Annotated in this window: 22 protein-coding genes; 5 read left to right on the forward strand and 17 right to left on the reverse strand. The window is 69.8% G+C overall.

Annotation, left to right across the window (positions count from 1 at the left end; genetic code table 11):
* Positions 1–34: 34 nt before the first annotated feature.
* From FHP08_RS03770 to FHP08_RS03795, 6 genes are all read right to left on the reverse strand, one after another.
* A complete protein-coding gene (locus FHP08_RS03770) occupies positions 35–754 on the reverse strand; it encodes an ABC transporter ATP-binding protein (RefSeq protein ID WP_147702945.1) in 720 nt (239 codons plus the stop codon).
* A complete protein-coding gene (locus FHP08_RS03775) occupies positions 738–1,790 on the reverse strand; it encodes a branched-chain amino acid ABC transporter permease (protein WP_147702946.1) in 1,053 nt (350 codons plus the stop codon). Before FHP08_RS03775 ends, FHP08_RS03770 begins: the two co-directional genes overlap by 17 nt.
* Before the next feature lie 4 nt (positions 1,791–1,794).
* Positions 1,795–2,661 (reverse strand): branched-chain amino acid ABC transporter permease, encoded by an 867-nt coding sequence (locus tag FHP08_RS03780; RefSeq protein ID WP_147702947.1) that lies wholly within the window; start codon positions 2,659–2,661, stop codon positions 1,795–1,797.
* A gap of 111 nt (positions 2,662–2,772) precedes the next feature.
* Positions 2,773–3,435 (reverse strand): PEP-CTERM sorting domain-containing protein, encoded by a 663-nt coding sequence (locus tag FHP08_RS03785; protein WP_147702948.1) that lies wholly within the window; start codon positions 3,433–3,435, stop codon positions 2,773–2,775.
* 172 nt (positions 3,436–3,607) lie between these two features.
* Positions 3,608–4,855, reverse strand: a complete 1,248-nt coding sequence (locus FHP08_RS03790) for an ABC transporter substrate-binding protein (protein ID WP_147702949.1) — start codon at positions 4,853–4,855, stop codon at positions 3,608–3,610.
* 58 nt (positions 4,856–4,913) lie between these two features.
* Positions 4,914–6,464: a class I adenylate-forming enzyme family protein gene (locus FHP08_RS03795; protein ID WP_147702950.1), complete on the reverse strand. Its 1,551-nt coding sequence runs from the start codon at positions 6,462–6,464 to the stop codon at positions 4,914–4,916.
* 41 nt (positions 6,465–6,505) lie between these two features.
* Here FHP08_RS03795 and FHP08_RS03800 point away from each other — a divergent pair, with 41 nt between their 5' ends.
* Both FHP08_RS03800 and FHP08_RS03805 read left to right on the forward strand, forming a co-directional pair.
* The gene (locus FHP08_RS03800) at positions 6,506–6,961 is read left to right on the forward strand and encodes a MarR family winged helix-turn-helix transcriptional regulator (protein WP_187272153.1); all 456 of its coding nucleotides are present in this window, start codon (positions 6,506–6,508) and stop codon (positions 6,959–6,961) included.
* A 48-nt stretch (positions 6,962–7,009) separates the two neighbouring features.
* The gene (locus FHP08_RS03805) at positions 7,010–7,465 is read left to right on the forward strand and encodes a hotdog fold thioesterase (protein ID WP_147702952.1); all 456 of its coding nucleotides are present in this window, start codon (positions 7,010–7,012) and stop codon (positions 7,463–7,465) included.
* Here the strand turns inward: FHP08_RS03805 and FHP08_RS03810 are convergent.
* Both FHP08_RS03810 and FHP08_RS03815 read right to left on the reverse strand, forming a co-directional pair.
* Positions 7,422–8,210: a lytic transglycosylase domain-containing protein gene (locus FHP08_RS03810; protein WP_147702953.1), complete on the reverse strand. Its 789-nt coding sequence runs from the start codon at positions 8,208–8,210 to the stop codon at positions 7,422–7,424. The genes FHP08_RS03805 and FHP08_RS03810 overlap by 44 nt on opposite strands.
* A 25-nt stretch (positions 8,211–8,235) precedes the next feature.
* A complete protein-coding gene (locus FHP08_RS03815; protein WP_147702954.1) occupies positions 8,236–10,005 on the reverse strand; it encodes a proline--tRNA ligase in 1,770 nt (589 codons plus the stop codon).
* Positions 10,006–10,066: 61 nt separating this feature from the next.
* Between FHP08_RS03815 and FHP08_RS03820 the strand changes: the two genes are divergently transcribed.
* Both FHP08_RS03820 and FHP08_RS03825 read left to right on the forward strand, forming a co-directional pair.
* Positions 10,067–10,615, forward strand: coding sequence for an RNA pyrophosphohydrolase (locus tag FHP08_RS03820; protein WP_147702955.1), 549 nt, complete (start codon positions 10,067–10,069; stop codon positions 10,613–10,615).
* Positions 10,612–11,199, forward strand: coding sequence for a CNP1-like family protein (locus FHP08_RS03825; RefSeq protein ID WP_147702956.1), 588 nt, complete (start codon positions 10,612–10,614; stop codon positions 11,197–11,199). The genes FHP08_RS03820 and FHP08_RS03825 overlap by 4 nt, the downstream gene beginning before the upstream one ends.
* 6 nt (positions 11,200–11,205) lie before the next feature.
* Here FHP08_RS03825 and FHP08_RS03830 read toward each other — a convergent pair whose 3' ends face one another.
* The 3 genes from FHP08_RS03830 to FHP08_RS03840 all read right to left on the reverse strand — a co-directional run bounded on the left by FHP08_RS03830 (position 11,206) and on the right by FHP08_RS03840 (position 14,093).
* The gene (locus FHP08_RS03830) at positions 11,206–12,147 is read right to left on the reverse strand and encodes a 2-hydroxyacid dehydrogenase (protein WP_147702957.1); all 942 of its coding nucleotides are present in this window, start codon (positions 12,145–12,147) and stop codon (positions 11,206–11,208) included.
* A 61-nt stretch (positions 12,148–12,208) separates the two neighbouring features.
* Positions 12,209–13,303, reverse strand: a complete 1,095-nt coding sequence (locus FHP08_RS03835; protein WP_147703122.1) for an Ldh family oxidoreductase — start codon at positions 13,301–13,303, stop codon at positions 12,209–12,211.
* 31 nt (positions 13,304–13,334) lie between these two features.
* Positions 13,335–14,093 carry an SDR family NAD(P)-dependent oxidoreductase gene (locus FHP08_RS03840; protein WP_147702958.1) on the reverse strand — a complete coding sequence of 253 codons (759 nt, stop codon included), beginning with the start codon at positions 14,091–14,093 and terminating at the stop codon, positions 13,335–13,337.
* An 80-nt stretch (positions 14,094–14,173) separates the two neighbouring features.
* Between FHP08_RS03840 and FHP08_RS03845 the strand changes: the two genes are divergently transcribed.
* On the forward strand, positions 14,174–15,145 hold the full coding sequence (locus FHP08_RS03845) for a C-terminal binding protein (RefSeq protein WP_147702959.1): 972 nt from the start codon (positions 14,174–14,176) through the stop codon (positions 15,143–15,145).
* 42 nt (positions 15,146–15,187) lie between these two features.
* Here the strand turns inward: FHP08_RS03845 and FHP08_RS03850 are convergent, their stop codons facing one another.
* The 6 genes from FHP08_RS03850 to FHP08_RS03875 all read right to left on the reverse strand — a co-directional run bounded on the left by FHP08_RS03850 (position 15,188) and on the right by FHP08_RS03875 (position 22,228).
* Entirely contained in the window at positions 15,188–16,036 is an 849-nt protein-coding gene (locus tag FHP08_RS03850) for a fumarylacetoacetate hydrolase family protein (RefSeq protein ID WP_147702960.1), read from the reverse strand.
* 50 nt (positions 16,037–16,086) lie between these two features.
* Positions 16,087–16,866 carry an SDR family oxidoreductase gene (locus FHP08_RS03855; protein ID WP_147702961.1) on the reverse strand — a complete coding sequence of 260 codons (780 nt, stop codon included), beginning with the start codon at positions 16,864–16,866 and terminating at the stop codon, positions 16,087–16,089.
* A 64-nt stretch (positions 16,867–16,930) separates the two neighbouring features.
* On the reverse strand, positions 16,931–18,763 hold the full coding sequence (locus FHP08_RS03860; protein WP_147702962.1) for an ABC transporter transmembrane domain-containing protein: 1,833 nt from the start codon (positions 18,761–18,763) through the stop codon (positions 16,931–16,933).
* Complete coding sequence (locus tag FHP08_RS03865) at positions 18,760–20,169, reverse strand: mannitol dehydrogenase family protein (protein ID WP_187272154.1); 1,410 nt, start codon at positions 20,167–20,169, stop codon at positions 18,760–18,762. Before FHP08_RS03865 ends, FHP08_RS03860 begins: the two co-directional genes overlap by 4 nt.
* A complete protein-coding gene (locus tag FHP08_RS03870; protein ID WP_147702964.1) occupies positions 20,166–21,422 on the reverse strand; it encodes an enolase C-terminal domain-like protein in 1,257 nt (418 codons plus the stop codon). Before FHP08_RS03870 ends, FHP08_RS03865 begins: the two co-directional genes overlap by 4 nt.
* Complete coding sequence (locus FHP08_RS03875; protein WP_147702965.1) at positions 21,419–22,228, reverse strand: GntR family transcriptional regulator; 810 nt, start codon at positions 22,226–22,228, stop codon at positions 21,419–21,421. The genes FHP08_RS03870 and FHP08_RS03875 overlap by 4 nt, the downstream gene beginning before the upstream one ends.
* Between the last annotated feature and the right edge of the window lie 54 nt (positions 22,229–22,282).

Here is a 22,282-nt window from a genome sequence, read left to right on the forward strand (position 1 = left end):
CGCCCGCCTCCCGAAGGCATGATCGGCGCGCGCATCAGTGCACCGCCCCCGTGCCCAGGTAGCTCTCCAGCACGCGCGGGTCCTGGGTCACCTGCTGCGGCGTGCCCTGCGCGATGATCTCGCCGTGATGCAGCACGTAGACCCGCTGGGCCAGCGCCATCACCGCGCGCATCACGTGTTCGATCAGCAGGATGGTGATGCCGTGGCGCTCGGCCAGCCGCCGGAAGGCCGCGACCATCTGGTCGGTCTCGGTGGGCCGAAGGCCGGCCATCACCTCGTCGAGCAGCAGCAGCTTCGGCTGGGTCGCCAGCGCCCGCGCGACCTCGAGCCGCTTGCGGTCGGGCAGCGTGAGGCTGGCGGCCGGGCGATTGCGAAGCGCCCACATGTCCAGTCCCTGCAGCGCGAGCGACGCGCGCTCGCGGGCCTGCTCGCGATCGGCGGTGCCGCGAAAGCCGCCGACCATCGCGTTCTCGAGCACGGTCATGTCGGCGAAGGGCTTGACCAGCTGGAAGGTTCGGCCGATGCCGGCATCGCAGACCTGGTCGGCGCGCTTGCCGGCGATCTCGGCGCCCAGGAAGCGGATGCTGCCCGCGTCGGGCTTCATCGCGCCGGCCACCAGGTTGAACAGCGTGGTCTTGCCCGCGCCGTTGGGGCCGATGAGCGCCACGATCTCGCCCTGCCTGACTTCGAGCGAGGCCTCGGACACGGCGCGCAGGCCGCGGAAGCTCTTGGAGACCTCAGCGACCTCGAGCATCGCGGCCCTCCCCGGTCTCCTCGCGGCTGCGCGCGAAACCGAATCGGCGCGCGATGCCCGGCCAGATGCCGTGGGGCATGAACATGATCGACAGCCCCAGTGCGATCCCGTACAGGATCTGCTTGGCCCCCGGGATCTCGTGACCGGTGGCGGCCAGCGCCTCGTTGATGCCCTCGGACAGCAGCGTGAGCACCGCCGCCCCCAGCACCGGCCCGAACAGCGTGCCGACACCGCCGATGATGGGTGCCAGGATGATCTCGATCGAGCGGCCGATGTTGAAGATCTGCTCGGGGAACAGGTTGTTGTAGAAGAACGCGAAGAACACGCCGGCCAGCGCGGTCATGCCTGCCGAGACCTGGATCGCATACATCTTGTAGCGGAAGGTGTTCACGCCGGCCGCGCGGGCGGCTTCCTCGTTGTCGCGGATCGCGCGGAAATAGAAGCCGGGCCGGCCGCGCAGCAGCCAGGCCGACAGCACGAAGCCCAGCACCGCGAGCCCCAGCGCCAGGTAATAGAACATCAGCGGATGGCCGCGCAGGTTCAGCAGGTCGAAGCGATCCTGCTGAACCACCTTCAGGAAGAAGCCACCGGATCCGCCGACCCAGCCGAAGTGGTCGAAGCCGATCCGGGTGAACTCGGCGAAGGCGATCGTGAGCAGCGCGAAGTAGGTGCCCGAGATGCCGAAGCGGAAGGCCAACCAGCCGATGATCGTGGCGGCGATCACGCACACGAGGACCGCCGCCACCATGCCCACCCAGGGGATGATCCCGAAGTGCTGGTACAGCGCCGCTGCGGTGTAGGCGCCCAGCCCCACGTAGAGCGCGTGGCCCAGCGAGAGCTGGCCGCAGAAGCCCATCATGATGTTCCAGGCCTGGCCCACGTAGGCGAAGTACAGGATCAGGATCATCACCGACAGCAGGTATCGGTCCAGCGCCAGCGGCAGCGCCAGCAGCGCCGCGAGAAGCACGATCAGCGCCGTGCGCGAGCGCGTCGGCGCGTCGGCGAACACGGCGACCAGGTCGCGGCGGGCGCTCATCCGCTCACTTGCCCGAGAACAGGCCCTGCGGCCGGAAGGCGAGCACCAGGATCAGCAGTGCGAAGGACAGCATGCTCTTGGCCGAGGGCGTGATCAGCAGACCGGCCACCGACTCGGACACGCCGATCAGCACCCCGCCGGCCAGCGCGCCCACCATCGAGCCCAGCCCGCCGATGATCACGATGATGAAGGCCAGCAGCGTGTAGGCCGGCCCCGACACCGGGGTCACGTCGACCAGCAGCGTGAGCAGGCAGCCGGCCACGCCCACGCAGGCGGTGCCCAGCCCGAAGGTCAGCGCATACAGGTGCTTGACGTTCAGCCCCACCACCTGCGCGCCGAGCAGGTTGTCCGCGCAGGCGCGGATCGCCTTGCCGAAGGAGGTGTAGCGGAAGATGCCGAACAGCACCGCGCAGGTGGCCAGCGCCACCACCGCGCAGATGATCCGGACCTTGTCGATCAGCAGCGGCCCGATCTCGACCGAGTCGAGCGCATAGTCCACCTGAACGTTGCGCGCGTCGGGCCCGAACACGATCAGCAGGCCGTTGACCAGCACCAGGGCGACGGCCAGCAGAAGCATGAACTGCGAGTGCTCGGGCCGGTCGATGAAGGGATTGATCAGGCCGCGTTGCAGCAGGTAACCCAGCCCGAAGAAGCTTGCTGCCACCGGCACGATCATCCACAGCGGATCGAGGCCGGCGAAGGCGAAGACCACCACCGCGGCGTACATCGCCATGGTCATCAGCTCGCCGTGGGCGAAGTTGACGATGCGCACCACGCCGTAGATCACCGACAGCCCGAGCGCCATCAGCCCGTAGACCAGGCCGGTCAGGATGCCGCTGAGGACGATGTTGGCGATCGCGTCGATGGGCACGCGACGGTCTCCCCGGAATTGTTATGACGAATAACCGTCGACTTCAGCGGCGAGCATAGCCAAAAAAAAACGCCGGGGAAACCCCGGCGTTCTTCGTCGAGCGGGTCGACTTCAGGCGGCGCGACGGCGACGAGCCGCAACGATGCCGGCGAGACCGAGACCCAGCAGGCCGAGCATTGCGGGCTCGGGTAGCGGACCCGGCCCCGGAACATCACCACCCCCCGTCCTCGCCCAGAAGCTGAAGTTCGAGAAATCGGGAACGTTTCCGCCGTTATTGAGCCAGTTGATTTCCCAAGTCCCGGAACCGCTCGAATTTGCAACGAGGCCGCGATCGTTGAACAGGAAGGTGCCAGCCCTGTTCGACGCGTGAATGCCGACCGCGAGATCGAGACTGGCGGGACCACCCGTCCAATTGAACGTCCACGTTCCCGTATCTTGGGCGACGTTCGCAACGAAACTGATCGAGGTGAAGGTCACACCATTGATCGTGGCGCCCTGCAGCACTTGGGTAAAGCTCCCCGTACCGTAGGTCGGACTGTAATAGGTGCCGAGCAAGGTGCCGTTCGTGTTGCCGCCATTACCGTCGTTGCTGAGGTTGCATGCGTCGGACTCGATGGCTGCGCCCCCGTTCAGGGAAAGCGTGGCATCCGCAGTCGACATCGTGCCAAGGGAAGCAGCCGTGAGAGTGCCGCCGAGTGAGCAAGTAGCCGCGAAGACGCTCCCACTCGCCCCCAGGAGCACGGCGGCCGCAATAACAGAGAGAGGAGCTTTCATGACATCGTCCTAATAAACGCAAGGGATCTTGCCCAATCCGAAGCAAGGAGCATGCCTGTCCATGATGGCGTCTATAAAACAATCACTTGCAAACAACCCAGCGGCACCTCCGCCGGGCGGTGTAAAACTAGCCGACACTTGAAGGGGGTGCGCCTGGCGTCCCTTCGCTGCGTCAACCCCGCTGCGTCCACCCCGGCACCGGAAACACCGGCTTCGCCTGCGCCGCACTCGAGGGCAGCACCACCACCGGCTGCCCGCCCCGGTTCTGGATGCATGCCGAGGCAATCTGGGTGTTCTGGCCCTTGGCGTCGAAGCTGATCGGGCCGCCGACCATCATCCTGTCGGCGATGTTGGTTTTCCGGATCGCGTCGGCCAGGGCGGTGCCGTCGGTGCTGCCGGCCCGCTTGAAGGCGTCGGCGGCGATCATCAGTGATTCGAAGGTGAAGCCCACGTTCAGCGCGTGGAACATCAGCTTTTCCTTCGGGAACTGCTTGTTGAAGGCGGCCTCGACCCGCTTGGTCAGCGCGGCGTTCGGGTTGTACCAGGGCACGTTCGAGATCGCGTAGTCCGAGTACCTGGGCCCCAGCGCCTTGTAGAACTGGGCCTCGTACATGCCGGGCGAGCCCGGGCTCATGATCCCCTGCGGCGACCAGCGCTGCTTGACCATCTCGCGCACCAGCAGGATCGCGTCGTTCAGCCGGCTGACCAGCATCACCATGTCGGCGCCGCTGGCCTTGGCTTTCGCCACCTCGACCGACAGGTCGCGCGCCGCCGGATCGTAGGAAATGGTATCCACCACCTTGAACGGCAGGTAGTCCAGCCGGGGCAGGATGGCCGAGATCCCCTTGGCCATCGACTGCCCGAAGGTGTCGTTCACGTGCATGAAGACGGCGGTGCGCGGCGCCGAGTTCGTCGCCTGGAACAGGTCGCGGAACAGCGACAGGCCATTGCGGATCAGGTCGATCGCGGTCGGGAAGTTGCGGAAGGTGTACTTGTAGCCCTGCTCGGTGATCTGCGGCGCGGCCGCGATGTTGATCACGAAGGGGATCTTCCGTTGCTCGGCCACCTGGGCGATCGCCGCCGCCGCGCCCGAATCGAAGGGCCCGATCAGCAACTGGGCACCGTCGTTGATCAGCTTTTCCGCCCGCGACCGCGCCACCTCCACGTTGGTCTCGGTATCGGCGTTCATCAGCTCGATGTCCACGCCGAACATCTCGCGCAGCGGCCCCGGCGCTATATCCGCGCCAAGCTGACAGGACTGTCCGATGAAGGCCTGGGTGCCCGAGCGCGGCAGCAGCACGCCGACCTTGAGCTTGTTGCCCTGGGCGCGGACGATGGCCGGCGCGGCCAGCGCCGCGGAACCTGCGACCGCGGAACCGGCGGCAAGGCGGTTGAAGTCGCGACGCGTGACTCGGGTCATGGTGGTCTCCTCCTGGTTGTCTGTCTGTGCAGTCAGTTCTACCGCGCGCCGACGGCGATCAGACCTGGCCGGCCTGGTCCCGCAGGACGCGCTTCAGGATCTTCCCGGTGGCGCTCTTGGGCAACTCGCTCACCACGTCGACCCGCGCCGGCACCTTGTACGCGGCGATGTTTTCGCGACAGTACGCGATCACCTCGTCCGCCGACAAGGTCTGGCCGGCCCTGGGCACCACGGCAACGGCCACCTGCTCGCCCTTCTCGGGGTGCGGAACGCCGTAGACCGCCACCTCCTGGACCTGCGGCATCTTGTACAGGTACTGCTCGACCTCGGCCGGCCACACCTTGAAGCCGGACACGTTGATCATGTCCTTCACCCGGTCCACGATGTAGACGTAGCCGTCTTCGTCCATCCGGCCGATGTCGCCCGAATGCAGCCAGCCGCCGCGCAGCGCCCGCTCGGTGTCCTGGGGCCGGTTCCAGTAGCCCTTCATCACGCCCGGGCCGCGGATCACGATCTCGCCCCACTCCCCGCGCGGCACTTCCCGGTCGTTCTCGTCGAAGATCGCGAGATCGAAGCCCTCCACCGCCCGCCCCACCGAGCCGAAACGGTGCTCGACCAGGTCGTTGTAGCAGGCGAAGGGCGAGCACTCGGTCAGGCCATAGCCCTCGTAGACCCGCCGGCCGAAGCGCTCGGTCCAGCGGCGGGAGATCTCCTCGGGCATCGTGGCCGCCGCCGACATCTCGTAGCGGATCGAGCTCAGGTCCCAAGGTGTCAAATCCACCGACAACAGGGCGATGAAGATGGTCGGCACGCCGAAGAACATCGTGATCCTGTCCTGCTGGACAGACTTCAGCACCTGATCGGGCACGAAACGGCGGAACAGCACCACGGTGGCGCCGGACAGGATCGCCGCGTTCAGGATGTAGTTCTGGCCGTACACATGGAAGAGCGGCAGGAATGCGGCCAGCCGATCGTCCGCCCGATAGCCCGAGTACTTCGCTGCGGTGGCGATGTTCGACGCGACGTTCGCCTGGGTCAGCGTGACGCCCTTGGGGAAGCCGGTGGTGCCCGAGGAATACAGCAGCGCGGCGGGATCGTCGGCGGCACGCGACACCGGATCGAAGCTTGTCGGCTGGCTTGACACCCATTCGGCCAAAGACTCCGACGGCACCTGGGCGCCGCCGCTGGACGTGGCGCCGGCGGGCGTCGCCCCGCTGCCGGCCGGCGCGTCGACCACCACCACGTGCTCGAGCGCCGGACACTTGTCGCGCGGCACGAAACCGGCGAGCTCGCCGGTGGTGAACACCGCGCGCGCACCCGAGTCGTTGAGCAGGTACTCGACCTCGGCCGAGCGGAAGATCGCGTTGATCGACACCGGCACCGCGCCCAGCCGCTGCGCCGCGTAGTACACGACCGCGAACTCGGGCACATTGGGCAGGAAGATCGCGATCCGGTCGTCGGCGGCGATGCCGCGCCCGGCCATCGCGTGGGCCAGCTGCGACGAGCGCTCGTCGAGATCGCGATAGGTGATCGTGCTGCCTTCGAACAGGATCGCCGGGTGTTGCGGCGATGCGGCTGCCCGGCGCTTCAGCATGTCGGCCAGGTTCACTTTCTTTGTCTCCTCGATTGCTATGCGTTATAACAATCACCATGGCGATCCGCAAGCCCGATCATAGTCCCGCCGCCGTCGATCACGGCGCGCTGAAGCAGTCGCTGGGCTACCTGGTCCACCTGGCCGACCTGGCCAACATGCAGGGCTTCGCGCGCGCCTTCGCCGGCACCGGCCTGACCGCGGCCCGCTACACCGCGCTGGAGCTGATCGGCAGCAACCCCGGCATCAAGCCCGCCGACCTGGCCGCCGCGATGGCGGTCGAGCGCTCGAACCTGGTCGCCCTGGTGCGATTCCTGTCCGACAAGGGATGGGTGCAGGCCGGGGCCGGACCGAACCGGCGCGAGAAGTCGCTGGAGCTGACCCCGGCCGGGCGCAACGCGCTGGCCGGCCTGCGCGAGCGGCTGGCCCGGCACGAACGCGAACTGGCGGCCCGCCTGTCCGCCGAGGACCGCCGGCAACTCGAGGCGCTGCTCGCCCGGATCGTGGGGGCCTGAGCGCCCGACTGGCGCTAGAATCGCGGCTTTTCGCCCGCACCGCCCGCCATGCCCGTCCCCCTCTGGAAGAAGACCGCCTCCTGCGAAGACATCAACCGAACGCATGCGCAGACGCTGTGCGGCCGCATCGGCATCGAGTTCGTCGAGATCGGCGAGGACTTCCTGCGGGCGCGGATGCCGGTGGACCACCGGACCGTGCAGCCGATGGGCATCGTGCACGGCGGGGCATCGGTCGCGCTGGCCGAGACGCTGGGCAGCGTGGCCTCGTGGCTGTGCCTGGACGATTCGAAGGCGGCGGTGGGCCTGGAGATCAATGCCAACCACCTGCGGCCGGCCACGAAGGGCTGGGTCTACGGGCGATGCTCGCCGATCCACGTGGGCCGCACCACCCACGTGTGGCAGATCGAGCTCAACGACGAGGACGGCCGCCGCACCTGCGTGTCGCGGCTGACCATGGCGGTCATCGACCGGCCGCCGGAGCAGGTGCGGGTGAAGCCGGCCTGAGCTCGGCCAGCATCGGCGCCGCCTGCTGCCGCGGCGCGGGCGCCCTCGCCTCCCAGCGCTTCCAGGCGCGCAGCACCAGGTTCGGGTACTCCGCGCGGCCCAGGCTGCCGTTGTAGCGGCCCAGCGCGCGGAACAGGTTGCCGCGCTCGATGTCCAGGTAGTGGCGCAGGATCGTGCAGCCGTAGCGCAGGTTGGCACGCATGTCGAAGAGCTTGGCCGGATCCTTGTCGCCGATCACGCCGGTCCAGAAGGGCATGACCTGCATGTAGCCGCGCGCGCCGGCGTGCGAGATCGCGTAGCGCCGGAAGGCGCTCTCGACCTCGATCAGGCCCAGCACCAGGTGCGGGTCGAGCCCCGCGCGCTGCGCCTCGTAGCGCACCGCGTCGAGGAACTCCACCCGCTGCCGGTGATCCGGCTTCCAGCGCCGCGGCAGATGGGTGGACATCGCGGCCAGCCAGTCCACCTTCTCGAGCACGCTGTCGTAGCGGGCCTCGCCGACCCGGTCGTCGCTCACCGCCGCGGCCAGCGCGGTGCGCACCGCGTCGGTGAGCGGCTCGTACTGCTGGCGGCCGGCATGGGCGTTGCCGGCGCCGGCCAGCAGCAGGCAGGCCGCGGCCAGCGCCGCCAGCGAACGACCAACGCGAGGGCCAACGCGCGTGCGCAGCCGACCGATCCGCGCGCGCAGCGCGGAACCGGCGCGCGCGGATAGCGCGCAGGGAGGCGGAGCGAAGGAGACCAGGCGCATCCGCCGATTGAACCGCGAGGCCGGCTCAGCCGGCAAGCGCCTGCCGGACGGCCGGCACCGCATCGCCGACGGATACCGCGCTGGTCTGCATCCCGCGGCGGGCGAGCAGCTCCACCTTGCCCTCGTTCAGGCTGCGCTCGCCGATCGTGACCCGCAGCGGGACGCCGACCAGTTCCCAGTCGGCGAACATCGCGCCGGGCCGCTCGTCGCGGTCGTCCAGGATGGCGTCCACGCCGGCCGCCAGCAGTCCGGCGTACAGCGCGTCGGCGGTCTCCCGCACCTTCTCGGACTTGCGGTAGCCCAGCGGACAGATCGCCACCTCGAAGGGCGCGATCGCGCGCGGCCACACGATGCCGCGCTCGTCGTGGTTCTGCTCGATTGCGGCGCCCACCAGCCGGGTGACGCCGATGCCGTAGCAGCCCATCTCGAAGGGCTTGGACTTGCCGTCCTCGTCGATGAAGGTGGCGTTCATCGCCTCGGAGTACTTGGTGCCGAGGTAGAACACGTGGCCGACCTCGATGCCGCGCTGGATGGCCAACGCACCCTTGCCATCGGGCGACGGATCGCCGGCCTGCACGTTGCGGATGTCGGCCACCACCGGCTCGGGCAGGTCGCGGCCCCAGTTCACGCCGGTGTAGTGGAAGCCTTCCTCGTTGGCGCCGCAGACGAAGTCGCTCATGTTGGCCACGGTGCGGTCGGCGACCACCTTCACAGGTTTCGCGGTGCCGATGGGCCCGAGATAGCCCGGCGGGCTGCCGAAGTGCTCGACGATCTCGGCCTCGCTCGCGAAGCGGAAACCCTCGAGCCCCGGCACCTTGCCGGCCTTGACCTCGTTCAGTTCGTGGTCGCCGCGGATGAGGAGCAACCAGATGTCGGTACCCACCACCCGGCCGGGGACGGCGAAGTCCTCGGAACCGTCCTTGACCGGCTCGCGGCGGTCCACCGCCAGCACGATGGACTTCACCGTGCGCGCGAGCGGCAGCCCGAGCAGCTCGGCCACCGCCTCGCACTTCTCGCGGTTGGGGGTGGCGGTCTTCTTCAGCGGCTCGGCGGCGGGCGCCCGGCTCGCGATCAGCGGCAGCGCCTCGGCCAGCTCCACGTTGGCCGCGAAGTCCGAATCCGGGCACCAGGCGATGGCGTCCTCGCCGGTGTCGGCGATGACCTGGAACTCGTGGCTGGCCGAGCCGCCGATCGCGCCGGTGTCGGCCGCCACCGCGCGAAAGCTCAGGCCCATCCGCTCGAAGATCGCCACGTAGGCGTCGTACATGATCTTGTAGCTGGCCAGCGCGGACTCGCGGTCGCGGTCGAAGGAGTAGGCGTCCTTCATCGTGAACTCGCGCCCGCGCATGATGCCGAAGCGCGGCCGGCGCTCGTCGCGGAACTTGGTCTGGATGTGGTACAGGTTCTTGGGCAGCTGCTTGTAGCTGCGCAGCTCCTGGCGGGCGATGTCGGTGATCACCTCTTCCGAGGTCGGCTGCACGATGAAGTCGCGGCCGTGACGGTCCTTGACCCGCAACAGCTCGGGCCCGTACTTGTCCCAGCGACCCGATTCCATCCACAGCTCGGCCGGCTGCACCACCGGCATCAGGAGCTCGATCGCGCCGGCGCGGTTCATTTCCTCGCGAACGATCGCCTCGATCTTGCGGATCACCCGCAGGCCCATCGGCATGTAGTTGTAGATGCCGCCGGCCAGCTTGCGGATCATGCCGGCGCGGGTCATCAGCCGGTGGCTGACGATCTCGGCGTCGGAGGGCGCCTCCTTGAGGGTGGCAATGTGGAAACGGGAGGCTTTCATGGGATGAGGGGATTCGCTCTATATAATCGATTCAATTGTAAGAGATCGAAGGGGTGCGGCCATGCTGGACCGTGACGGCTATCGCCCCAACGTAGGCATCATCCTGATCAACTCGAGGAACGAGGTCTTCTGGGGCAAGCGGATCCGTGAGCATTCCTGGCAGTTCCCGCAGGGCGGGATCAAGCGCGGCGAGTCGCCCGAACAGGCGATGTTCCGCGAGCTGCACGAGGAAGTCGGCCTGCGACCCGAGCACGTTCGCGTGATCGGCCGCACCCGCGAGTGGCTGCGCTACGACGTCCCCCAGCACTGGGTGCGGCGCGAGTGGCGGGGCCACTACCGCGGCCAGAAGCAGATCTGGTTCCTGCTGAAGCTGGTCGGGCGCGACACGGACATCGACCTGCGCGCCAGCGGCCATCCGGAGTTCGATGCCTGGCGTTGGAACGAGTTCTGGGTTCCGCTCGACGCGGTGATCGAGTTCAAGCGCGAGGTGTACCGACTCGCCCTGCAGGAACTGTCGCGGATGCTGCCGCGGGGCGACGGCCACCGTCAGGGCCACGGCCGCGTGCGCGAACCCGGCGAAGTCCAGCGCGGCGCCGAACAAGGTCAATGAAGATGCGACATCCCTACGCCGGCGCGCGCCGCGCCGCGCCCAGGCGCGCGGCGCTGGCGCCTGCCCTGCTGGCCGCTCTCGTTTCCTCGGCCGCGTTCGCGCAGACCCCCGACCCGGTCAACAACCCCACGATCGACTACGTGGCGCCGGAGCGCAAGAAGGTCGAGGCAGCGCTGCCCGAGAACATGCCGCCGATCCCTGCCGAAGGCGCCACGAAGGCCTTCGAGGTCAGCGCCACCAGCCGCAACCGTTTCGGCGTGGATCCGGCGAGCCTCCTGATCCTGGACCGCCGGATCGTGCAGTACACGATCGTGATCACCAGCCCGAGCGGCGTGCGCAACATCGGCTACGAGGCGATCGACTGCGGCAACGGCCGCGCCGCGCTGCTGGCCATCGGCCGCGACGGCCAGGGCTGGTCGCCGGTGTCCAGGCCCGACTGGCGGCCGGTGGTCGCCGGCGACACGCTCAACGCGCACCGGCGCGAGCTCGCCCGACTGTGGTGCGCCGGCGCGGGCACCTCCGACGGCACCCCGCGCGAGCTGCTGCGGCGCCTGGACCTCACGCCGCAGCACTACCGGTACTGACGAGGCTCAGGCCACTGGCGTGACCAGCGGCTTGCCCTCGCTCCACGCGGCAACGTTCTCCAGCACCAGCCTGCCCATCTCGGTGCGGGTCGCGTGCGTGGCGCTGCCCATGTGCGGCTGGAGCACCACGTTCTCCATCTCGATCAGCGCCTGCGGCACGTTCGGCTCGTCGTCGAACACGTCGAGGCCGGCCGAGCCGAGCTTGCCCTTGCCCAGCAGCTCGACCAGCGCCGCCTGGTCCACGACCGAGCCGCGTGCGATGTTCACGAAGATGCCTTCCGGGCCCAGGGCCTCGAGCGCCGCGCGCGAGATCAGCCGATGCGTCTCGGGGCCGCCCGGGCAGGCGGCGATCAGCACGTCGGCCCAGCGAGCCAGTTCGACCACGTCGTCGAAGTACTGCCAGCCCACGCCCGGCTTGGCACGCGGGCCGTGCCAGCCGATCGTGGTGCCGAAGGGCTCGCAGCGGCGGCCGATCGCGGCGCCGATCCGGCCCAGGCCCACGATGCCCACCTTGCGCCCGCGCAGGCTCTGGGTGAGCGGCATGCCGCCCTTCAGCCAGCGCCCCTCGCGCACGAAGCGGTCGCCGTAGGGAATGCGGCGCACCGTGGCCAGCAGCAGGGCCAGCGCCAGGTCGGCGACCTCGTCGGTCAGCACGTCGGGCGTGTTGGTGACCGCAACACCGTGCTTGCGGCAGTAGCCGAGGTCGATCGCGTCCACGCCCACGCCGAAGCAGGCGACGAGCGCCAGCTTCGGCAGCCTGGCCATCGTGGCCGCGTCGATGCCCTTGCCGCCGGTGGTGACCACCACGCGGCAGGTGTCGGCCAGCGACGCGATCAGCGCGCCGGCATCGGGCGCCTCCCAGAGCCGGTGCACAGTGTGGCGGGACTCGAGCTTTTCCTGGGTGGGGCCGTGCAGCGGCGCCATCAGCAGGATCGGGGATTCGTTCATCGCGGATTCCTTTCTTGTCGTTCGAATTCGTCGTTCGAATGCGGGTGGGTTGCGGAGGGCCTCAGCGCGACGCGGGCAGCGCCACGCCCAGCTTGCCGGCCCAGGGCCCGAGCGCCGGCATGATCGCCGGATGCAGCGCCACGCCCTGCGCGAGCTGCTCGGCGCGCAGCCTGAGCCCGCGCTCGCCGGGCAGGCGCACCGGACGCGCCGGATCGCGCGGCTGCGAGGCGTGGCAGGCATCGGCCACCCAGTCGCTCTGGCGCAGGAAGGCCTCGCTGCCGGCGAAGGCCGCCGGGTCGTAGATCTGCACGAACACGGTGGCGCCCCAGCCCTCGGACGGATCGGCGCGGCCGTGGCCGGCCAGCCCGCCGGTCAGCGCCTCGATGGTCAGCGCCAGCCCGTAGCCCTTGTGGCCGGCGTCGAGCCCGCCCAGCGGCAGGATGGTGCCCGGCGGCTGGGTGAACAGCACCACCGGGTCGTCGCTCGGCTTGCCGTCGGCGTCGAGCCACCAGGGGTGCGCGCCGCGCTGGCCGGCCGCCTTGAGCCGGTTGCTCATGCCATTGGTGGTGATCGATGCCGAGATGTCGATCATCATCGGCCCGCCGGAGGCGGGAATGCCCACCGCCAGCGGATTGGGCGTGAACACCGGCTGCGTGCCGCCGAAGGGCGCCACGCTGGCCACCGCCGGGTCGGAACTGGCGATCACCACCATCAGCCCGTCGCGCGCCGGCTGCTCCAGGTAGGCCGCCAGGCAGGCGATGTGGTGGCTGCGCCGGATCGCCACCGTGGCCGCGCCGTGCTCGCGCGCCCGCGGCGCGCCCCAGGCGATCGCCCGGCGCACCAGCCAGGGGCCGGGCAGCCGCCGGCCGTCCCAGGTGGCCACCGCGCTGCGCTCGGCGATCACGCGCGGATCGCCGTCGACGGTCATCGAGCCCTTCTCGAGTTCGCCCAGGTAGCCGCCCAAAAGGTGCAGCCCGTGCGTGTCGTGGCCCAGCAGGTCGCCCTCGACCAGCACCTCGGCCACGTCGCGCGCCTTGCCGGCATCCAGCCCGGCGCCGCGCAGCAGCGCTTCGCCGAAGGCGGTCAGCGCGGCGGCGTCGAAGCGTGGGCGATTCTCCGCTTCAGCTGCGCGCTTCCCTGCTTCAGGTGCGCCCATGCGTTCGTCGGTCATCGTGCGCTCCGTGGGCTCAGTAGACGGCGCGGCCGCCGGACAGGTCGAACACCGCCCCGGTGGAGAACGAGCACTCCTCGCTCGACAGCCAGGCGATCATCGCGGCGATCTCGTCCACGCCGCCGAAGCGGCCCATCGGGATCCTGGAAAGCATGAAGTCGATGTGCTGCTGGGTCATCTGGTCGAAGATCGGCGTGCGCACCGCCGCCGGCGTCACGCAGTTGACCCGGATGCCCGACTTCGCCACTTCCTTGCCCAGCGACTTGGTCAGGCCGATCACCGCCGCCTTCGACGCGCTGTAGGCCGAGGCGTTGGGGTTGCCTTCCTTGCCGGCGATCGACGCGATGTTCACGATCCGGCCGTAGTCGCTCTTCAGCATCTCGCGCACCACCGCGCGGTTGCACAGGAACACGCCGTGCACGTTCACGTCGAAGACCTTCTTCCACTCCGCCGCCGGATACTCGGCCACGGTGGTGTTCGGGCCGGTGATGCCGGCGCTGCAGCACAGCACGTCGATGCGGCCCATCGCGGCCACGGTGGCGGCGGTGGCCGCGTCCACGCCGGCCTCGTCGGCCACGTTCACCGCGTAGCCCGCGTGCGCGCCGCCCGCGACTGCCGGCAGCGCCGCGGCCGTGGCCTTCGCCGCCTGCTCGTTCACGTCCCACACCGCCACGCGCGCGCCGCTGGACGCATACCGCTGCGCGATCGCCGCGCCGATTCCGGACGCGCCACCGGTGACGACCGCCACGCGGCCCTTCAGGTCGATTTCGTTCATTCGAAGCTTCCTCGTTGCTGTATCGTTGGCGGCGGATTCCATCCCGGATCCGATCCCGGATCCGAACCCGCACGACTCCAATGAAAAAAGTACTGTTCACCGACTACGACATGCTCGACGTCTCGCTCGAGCGCAAGATCTTCGCCGACGCCGGCATCGAGCTGGTCGAAGGCCAGTGCCGGACCGAAGACGAGGTCATCCGCCTGTCCGAAGGCTGCAGCGCGCTGCTGGTGCAATACGCGCCGGTGGGCGACAAGGTCTTCGCCGCGCGCCCCGGCATCGGCCTGGCCTCGCGCATCGGCGCCGGCTACGACACGATCGACGCGCGCGCTGCCGCGCGCCACGGCGTGTGGGTGGCCAACTCGCCCGACTACGGCGTGGGCGAGGTCTCGCTGCACGCGCTGTCGATGATGCTCTCGGTGATCCGCAACATCGCCCGCTACGACCGCGACATCCACGCGGGCACCTGGCACTACACCAGCCCCGGCAAGATCCCGCGCGCCCAGAACCTCACGGTGGGCATCCTCGGCCTGGGCCGCATCGGCAAGCGCTTCGCCCACTATGCCCAGCCGATCTTCAAGCGCGTGATCGCGCACGACCCCTACCTGATCGAGGGCGACTTCCCGCAGTACGTTCAGCGGGTGTCGCTCGAAGACCTGTTCCGGCAGGCCGACGCCATCTCGATCCACTGCCTGCTCAACGAAGAGACCCGCGGGCTGGTGAGCGAACAGCTGCTGTCGCTGATGAAGCCCGGCTCGTATCTCGTGAACACCGCGCGTGGCGCCATCGTCGACGTCGACGGGCTGGCGCGCGTGCTGAAGACCGACCGACTGGCAGGCGTGGGCCTGGACGTCCTGCCGGAGGAGCCGGTTCAGCCCGACCACCCGCTGCTGTCCGATCCGCGTGTGCTGCTCTCGCCGCATTCGGCCTTCTATTCGGTGGAGTCGGAGATCGAGCTGCGGCGCAAGGCCGCGATGAACATCGTGAACTGGCTGAAGAACGGCCAGCCCGACTACCCGGTCGTCATCGGCACCCGTCAGCCGCCGAACTGAACGTTCGCGGAGCAACGCTCCGCGAACGTTCCGAGGGCGGTTTCAGGCCTTGAACTTCAGGACCCGCTGGCTCTGCTCGCCCAGCCCGGCGATGCCCAGCGTCATCACGTCGCCGGCCTTCAGGAACTGCTGCGGCTTCATGCCCATGCCGACGCCCGGCGGCGTGCCGGTGGTGATGATGTCGCCCGGGTTCAACGTCATGAACTGGCTCACGTAGGACACCAACGTGGCGCAGTCGAAGATCATGGTCTTCGTGTTGCCGGTCTGCATGCGCACGCCGTTCACGTCGAGCCACATGTCGAGGTTCTGCGGGTTCTTCACCTCGTCGGCGGTCAGGATCCAGGGGCCCACCGGGCCGAAGGTGTCGCAGCCCTTGCCCTTGTCCCAGGTGCCGCCGCGCTCGAGCTGGTACTCGCGCTCGGACACGTCGTTGACCAGCACGTAGCCGGCCACGTGGTCGAGCGCCGCCTTCTTGGTCACGTAGCGCGCGCGGCTGCCGATGACGATGCCCAGCTCGACCTCCCAGTCGGTCTTGACCGAGCCCTTGGGCAACATCACGTCGTCGTTCGGGCCGACCATCGAGCTGAGCGTCTTGTGGAAGATGATCGGCTCCTTCGGCACCGGCGAGCCGGTCTCGGCCGCGTGGTCCGAGTAGTTCAGGCCGATGGCCACGAACTTGGTGGTGCCGGTCAGCGGCACGCCGTAGCGCGGCTTGCCGCGCACCAGCGGCAGCTTGTCGGCCTTGAGCTTGGCGAGCTTCGCCAGGCCCTTGGGCGAGAGCTGCTCGGGGCCGATGTCGGCCACCACGCCGGACAGGTCGCGCAGCTTGCCGGCGGCATCGATCAGGCCGGGCTTCTCCTTGCCGGGCTTTCCGTAACGAACGAGTTTCATGGGGTCTCCAGTGAGGTCGTGTGTGGATCGGGGGGTGAACGTAAAAGAGGTCAGATGGTCATGCCGCCGTCGACGGCGACGCACTGCCCGGTCATGAAGGCGCTTTCGTCGCTGGCCAGGTAGATCACGATCGGGATGATCTCCTCGGCGGTCGCGATCCGGCCCATCGGCTGGCGCGCGACGAACATCTTGCGGGCTTCCTCGATGTCGCCGAGCTGGCGCATCCGGTCGTGCAGGCTGGGGGTTTCCACGGTGCCCGGCGCGATGCAGTTGCAGCGAACGCCCTTCGCGACGAAGTCGGCGGCGACCTGCTTGGTCAGGCCCACCACCGCGGCCTTCGAGGCGCCATAGGCGAAGCGGTTGGGCAGCCCGCGCAGCGACGAGCAGACCGAGGCCATGTTCACGATCGAGCCGCCGCCGTTCTCGAGCATCCCGGGCAGCGCCGCCTTGATGGTCTTGTACATCGCGCGCACGTTGATCGCGAAGCTCCGGTCCCAGTCGGCGTCCTCGCACTCGAAGATCGTGCCCTGGTGCACGTATCCGGCGCAGTTGAACAGCACGTCGAGCGGCGGCAGCTCGCCGATCATCTTCGCGACGGCCGCGTCGTCGGTCACGTCGAGCCGAGCCGCCACGATGGGCAACCCCTCGGCGCGCGCCTCGTCGGCCAGCGCCTCGAGCAGGTCCTCGCGCAGGTCGCTGGCCACCACCCGAGCGCCCTCGCGCGCCATGGCCAGCACCGATGCGCGGCCCATGCCCTGCGCGGCCGCGGTGACGAACACATGCTTTCCTTCCAACCGTCCCGCCACTTTCGTTTCTCCTGTCGATGTCATGCTTCGCCTTCGGGTGCCGCATCGACGCCAGCCGCGATTATCCGCCGCCAGCGTAGCGCAGCGCTCATCTCACCTCAAACTGCATGGCGGCCAGCCGCGCGTAGAGGCCGCCGGCCGCGGCCAGCGCGTCGTGCGTGCCCTGCTCCACGATGCGGCCGTGGTCCAGCACGACGATCCGGTCGGCGTTCACCACGGTGGCCAGCCGGTGCGCGATGACCAGCGTGGTGCGGCCCTGCATCGCCTCTTCGAGCGCGGCCTGGACCGCGCGCTCGCTCTCGGCGTCGAGCGCGCTGGTGGCCTCGTCGAGCAGCAGCAGCGGCGGGTTGCGCAGCAGGGCCCGCGCGATCGCAATGCGCTGGCGCTGGCCGCCGGACAGCCGCACGCCCCGCTCGCCGAGGAAGGTGCGCCAGCGTTGCGGCAGGCGCTCCACGAACTCGTCGACCCGCGCGGCGCGCGCCGCAGCGATCACTTCCTCGTCGCTCGCGTCGAGCCGGCCGTAGCGGATGTTCTCCATCGCGTCGGCCGAGAACACGATGCTGTCCTGCGACACCAGGCCGATGGCCTCGCGCAGGTCGGCCGGATCGAGCCTGCGCAGGTCGATGCCGTCGAAGCGGATCGCGCCCGCCTGCGGGTCGTGGAAGCGCAGCAACAGCTGGAAGAGCGTCGTCTTGCCCGAGCCCGACGGCCCGACGATGGCGACGGTCTCGCCCGGCGCCACGCGCAGGCTCACCGCGTCGAGCGCGCGCTCGGCGGGCCGGGACGGATAGCTGAAGCCGACGCGGTCGAACTCGACGGCCGCCGCCGACACCGGCGCGCCTGCCGCCGCCGGCGTCTCGGCGCGGGCCGCCTTCCCGGATGCCCGGCGCGGCAGCCGGACCGGCTCGGCCGGCGCCGCGATCGCCGGCTGCGCCTCGATCAGCTCGAGCAGACGTTCGGTGGCGCCGGCCGCGCGCTGCACGTCGCCGAACACTTCGGCGATCGCGCCCGCCGAACCGCCCACGATCACCGCGTACAGGATGAACTGGGTCAGCAGGCCGGCGGTCATCCGCCCTTCGAGCACCGCGTGCGCGCCCATCCACAGCACGAAGACGATCGCGCCGAAGACCAGGACGATGGCCAGCGCGGTCAGCGCCGAGCGCGCCCGGATCCGGCGGATCGCGCTGCCGAATGCGGTCTCGGTCGAGGCGGCGAAGCGGCCCGACTCGAAGGCCTCGCGCGCGTAGGCCTGCACGATCTGGATCGCGTTCAGGGTCTCGCCGGCCAGCGCGCTGGCGTCGGCGATCCGGTCCTGGCTGTCGCGCGACAGGCGGCGCACCCGCCGGCCGAAGACCAGGATGGGCAGGACGACCACCACCAGCAGGCCCACGATCGCCGCGGCCAGCGCGGGGCTGGTGATGACCAGCATGGTCAGCGCGCCGGCGAACAGCAGCGCGTTGCGCAGGCCCAGCGAGACGCTGGTGCCCACCAGCGTCTGGATCAGCGTGGTGTCGCCGGTGAGCCGCGACAGGACCTCGCCGGTCTTCAGCGTCTCGAAGAAACGGGGGTCCTGGCGCAGCACCTGCCGGTAGACCGCGTTGCGGATGTCGGCGGTCACCCGCTCGCCGAGCCAGGACACGCAGTAGAAGCGCAGCGCGGTGCCCAGCGCCAGCACCACCGCCACCGCGAACAGTCCCAGGAAGGCGCGGTTCACGCCCGCGCCCGCGGCCGCCACGTCGGCGAAGCCCAGGTCGATCAGCTGGCGAAAGGCCAGGGGCAGGGCCAGCGTCGCGCCGGCCGCAACCAGCAAGGCCACCGCAGCCAGCGCCACGCGCGAGCGGTAGGGCGCCAGGAAAGGCCAGAGCGCGCGCAGCACCGCGAGCGAGCCGCGCGAAGCCTGCGACGTGCCGGCCTCGTTCACTCGAGCGCGCCTCGCGTGCCCTCGACGTGCAGCCGCCGATGCCAGTGCTTCACCCGCGCGGCAAGCCCGGCGTGGCCGGCCAGGTCGCCGAACACCGGCTCGAAGCCGAGCACCGCGTCGACGCGGCGATCGAGGACCGCGAGCGGGCCGGTGGCGAGCGAGTCGGCGGCGAACGCAGCGTCCAGCCTCTGGGCGAGCGCGGCGGCCAGCGGATCGTCGATCGTCCACGCTTCGCCGCCTTCACCCCGGCCGCCCAGGAAGCGGATCCACCCGGCGATCGCCACGGCCAGCGCATCGGGCACCGCGCCTTGCGCGAGCGCCGCGCGCGCCGCGGGCAGCCAGCGCATCGGGATCTTCTGCGAGCCGTCGATCGCGATCTGCCGCAGCCGGTGGCCCAGCGCCGGATTGCCGAAACGCGCAAGCAGGGCGCGACAGTAGCCGGGCACCGCGTCGCGGACCTCGGCCGGCAGACCGGGCGCGAGATCCTCGCGCCACATCCGTTCGACGAAGCCGCGCAGCGCCGGATCGGCGATCGCTCGGTCCACCGTGTCGAGCCCCGCCGGCACGCCCAGATAGGCCAGCGCCGAATGGGCGGCGTTCAGAAGACGCAGCTTCATCGCCTCGAAGGGCGCCACGTCGCGCACGAACGCCACGCCGTCGCGCGCCCAGTCGGGGCGGCCCGCGGCGAATCGGTCCTCGATCACCCACTGCGTGAAGGGCTCGGTGGCCACCGGGCAGGCATCGGCAAGCCCGGTCAGGGCCAGCGCCTCGTCGATGTCGGCCTGGCCGGTGGCAGGCACGATCCGGTCGACCATCGTGTTCGGGCATTCGATGCGCTCGGCCACGAAGCCGGCCAGCGCCCGGTCGCCGCGGCGCGCGGCAGCTTGCGCCAGCACCTCGCGCAGCGTGTCGCCATTGCCCGACAGGTTGTCGCAGGACAGCAAGGTGAGGGGGCCCGCCCGCGCCGCGATCCGCGCGGCGAGACCGTCGAGGAGCAACGCAATCGCGCCACCCACGCCGTCGGCATAGCCCTTCTCGGTGATCGTGAGCGTGACGATCCGCACCGCCGGGTCGGCCAGGCGGGCCGTCGCGCGCTTCGGCTCGGCCGCGAAGGCGATGGCCTCGCGCAGCGCGCCGATCACGCGCGCCCGGGTGCCGGAAACGGCGTCGCCCTCGCCCGCGCCGCGCACCAGCAACGTGTAGAGCCCGTCCTGCGCGTTCAGCCGGTCGACGATGTCGCGGCTGCGCAGGTTGATGCCGCAGATCGCCCAGTCGCGCTCGCCTGCGGCCAGCGCGTCGTCGGCGTAAACCGCCTGGTGCGCGCGATGGAAATTGCCGATGCCCAGGTGGACGATGCCGACGCGGACCTCGCGCGGGTCGTAGCGCGGCCGCACCGGACCCTTCAACGCTTCACCCCGAGATCCGGCACCAGGCGCTGCGCGGGATCCGCCCAGCGCGCATTGGGGACGAGCGGATACCAGCCCGGCCGGCCCGGATCGCGATCGTAGGCGTAGCCGCCCAGCTCCAGGAACAGCTCGTGGTAACGGCGGACCTTGTCGCGGTCCAGCCTCACGCCCAGCCCCGGCCCCTCGGGCACAGCGATCGCGCCATCGCGGTAGCGCATCGGGCCGCCGACGATCACGTCGTCCAGCAGGTGATGATAGTGCGCGTCGGCAGCGTAGGAGAGGTTGGGCACCACCGCGCCCATGTGCAGCATGGTGGCCAACTGCACGCCGAGCTCGCCCGACGAGTGCACCGCCACGCCGAGACCGAAGGTCTCGCAGATGCCCGCCGCCTTGATGCAGGGCCGGATGCCGCCCCAGAAGGTGGTGTCGAGCAGGATCACGTCGACCGCGCGCTGCGCCACGTTGGCCGCCAGCTGCTCGAAGTTGATCACCACGGTGTTGGTCGCGGTCGGGATGCGCACGAACTCGCGCAGCCGCGAGAGCTGCGGCATGCCCCAGACCGGATCCTCGTAGTAGTCGTTGTTCAGGCCCTCGATGGCGCGGCCGAACTCGATCGCGTCGCCCAGCGACAGCGCGCTGTTCGGGTCGTAGCGCAGCCGGTCGCCGCCCACCGCGTCGGCCAGCGCCCGGTAGCACTCGAGCTCGTGGCGCGGCGGGTACACGCCGCCCTTGAGCTTGTGCGAGGTGAAGCCGTGGCTCGCCTTCAGGACGCGCGCCTGGGCGGCGAGCTGCTCCGGGGTGCGCACCTCGTGGCGCCCGTCCGCGTCGCCGTAGCGGAAGAACAGGTAGCTCGCGAAGGGAATTTCGTCGCGGATGCGCCCGCCCAGCAGCTCGGAGACGGACACGCCGAGCTTCTGGCCCATGATGTCCAGGCAGGCGAACTCCAGTGCGGCGTGGATCTGCGTGCGGTTGTTGTAGAGGCTCGCCGTGGGGTTGCAGATCGCGAAGCGCATGGCCTCGAGCCGGAAGGGATCATGCCCCTTCAGGTAGCCGATCAGCCCTTCGACCGCCGCGGTGGCGCTCTCGCCTCCGCCGCCGAACTCGCCCAGCCCGACCAGGCCGTCGTCGGTCTCGACCTCGACCAGCGTGCGCACGAAACGCCCCCAGTGCGCCCCGTTGCTGTGAAGCAGGGGCGCCTCGAGCGGCACCGTGACCGGCGTGGCGCGGATCGCCACGATGCGACTGGCTTTCAATCCTCGCCCCCTGCTCGAGCCTCGTCTCGCGCGGCGACCGCCTCGCGGCTGGAATGGCCGGCCGGCAGCCCCTCGCCGGGACGACCGGAGTCGTCGAAGTAATCGGCGTGCTTCTCGGCGATCGCGCCGAGCACGTCCATGACCGTGCCCAGGTGGGCCCGCATCGCCTCGGCCGCACCCTTCGCGTCGCCGGCGATCACGCGCTCGGCGATCGCCCGGTGCTCGAGCACGGTCTCGCGAGGCCGGCCCGGCCGGGTGAGGCCAAGGTGGCGGATGCGGTCGAGCTGGGCCTTCGCCTCCTGGATGACGTCCCAGGCGTAGGCATGGCCCGCGAAACGGGCAAGCATCGCGTGCATGGACTCGTCGGCCCGGAAATGGGCCTCGCGATCGCCGCCGCGCTGCGCCAGCTCGAGCTCGCGCAGGTTGCGCACCAGCTCGGCGCGCTGGGCGTCGTCGATCCGCTCGGCGGCCAGCTCCACGATCCGGCACTCGAGCGTCTCGCGAACGAAGTGGGCATCGCGCACCGCCTGCATGTCGATCCGCGCCACGTAGGTCCCCACCTGGGGCACGACGTCGAGAAAGCCGTCCTCGGCCAGCCGCTTGAAGGCTTCGCGCACCGGCGTGCGGCTCACGCCGTAATGCTCGGCGATCCGGGCCTCGGACAGCCACGCCCCCGGCTTCAGCGCGATCGAGACGATCTGGCTGCGCAGGTCGGAATAGATCTGCGGAACCGCAACGCGACTGCGGCGCGGCGCGCTGGCTTGGCCCGCGTTGTGGCCCGGGTTGTTGCCCGAAAGGGTGGACATGGCGAACTAGTATACTAGTCCACAAGACGCGTGCTAGGATCGCCGACGCACCAA

This window comes from Zeimonas arvi (assembly GCF_008039575.1).
GTDB classification, from domain to species: Bacteria; Pseudomonadota; Gammaproteobacteria; order Burkholderiales; family Burkholderiaceae_E; genus Zeimonas; species Zeimonas arvi.

Coding starts and splice junctions, on each gene's coding strand:
- FHP08_RS03785 (WP_147702948.1), bottom strand. CDS start 3,435: ATGAAAGCTCCTCTCTCTGTTATTGCGGCCGCCGTGCTCCTGGGGGCG.
- FHP08_RS03855 (WP_147702961.1), bottom strand. CDS start 16,866: ATGACATCGACAGGAGAAACGAAAGTGGCGGGACGGTTGGAAGGAAAG.
- FHP08_RS03850 (WP_147702960.1), bottom strand. CDS start 16,036: ATGAAACTCGTTCGTTACGGAAAGCCCGGCAAGGAGAAGCCCGGCCTG.
- FHP08_RS03825 (WP_147702956.1), top strand. CDS start 10,612: ATGAAGATGCGACATCCCTACGCCGGCGCGCGCCGCGCCGCGCCCAGG.
- FHP08_RS03845 (WP_147702959.1), top strand. CDS start 14,174: ATGAAAAAAGTACTGTTCACCGACTACGACATGCTCGACGTCTCGCTC.
- FHP08_RS03840 (WP_147702958.1), bottom strand. CDS start 14,093: ATGAACGAAATCGACCTGAAGGGCCGCGTGGCGGTCGTCACCGGTGGC.
- FHP08_RS03790 (WP_147702949.1), bottom strand. CDS start 4,855: ATGACCCGAGTCACGCGTCGCGACTTCAACCGCCTTGCCGCCGGTTCC.
- FHP08_RS03835 (WP_147703122.1), bottom strand. CDS start 13,303: ATGGGCGCACCTGAAGCAGGGAAGCGCGCAGCTGAAGCGGAGAATCGC.
- FHP08_RS03800 (WP_187272153.1), top strand. CDS start 6,506: ATGGCGATCCGCAAGCCCGATCATAGTCCCGCCGCCGTCGATCACGGC.
- FHP08_RS03830 (WP_147702957.1), bottom strand. CDS start 12,147: ATGAACGAATCCCCGATCCTGCTGATGGCGCCGCTGCACGGCCCCACC.
- FHP08_RS03875 (WP_147702965.1), bottom strand. CDS start 22,228: ATGTCCACCCTTTCGGGCAACAACCCGGGCCACAACGCGGGCCAAGCC.
- FHP08_RS03810 (WP_147702953.1), bottom strand. CDS start 8,210: ATGCGCCTGGTCTCCTTCGCTCCGCCTCCCTGCGCGCTATCCGCGCGC.
- FHP08_RS03770 (WP_147702945.1), bottom strand. CDS start 754: ATGCTCGAGGTCGCTGAGGTCTCCAAGAGCTTCCGCGGCCTGCGCGCC.
- FHP08_RS03805 (WP_147702952.1), top strand. CDS start 7,010: ATGCCCGTCCCCCTCTGGAAGAAGACCGCCTCCTGCGAAGACATCAAC.
- FHP08_RS03775 (WP_147702946.1), bottom strand. CDS start 1,790: ATGAGCGCCCGCCGCGACCTGGTCGCCGTGTTCGCCGACGCGCCGACG.
- FHP08_RS03820 (WP_147702955.1), top strand. CDS start 10,067: ATGCTGGACCGTGACGGCTATCGCCCCAACGTAGGCATCATCCTGATC.
- FHP08_RS03815 (WP_147702954.1), bottom strand. CDS start 10,005: ATGAAAGCCTCCCGTTTCCACATTGCCACCCTCAAGGAGGCGCCCTCC.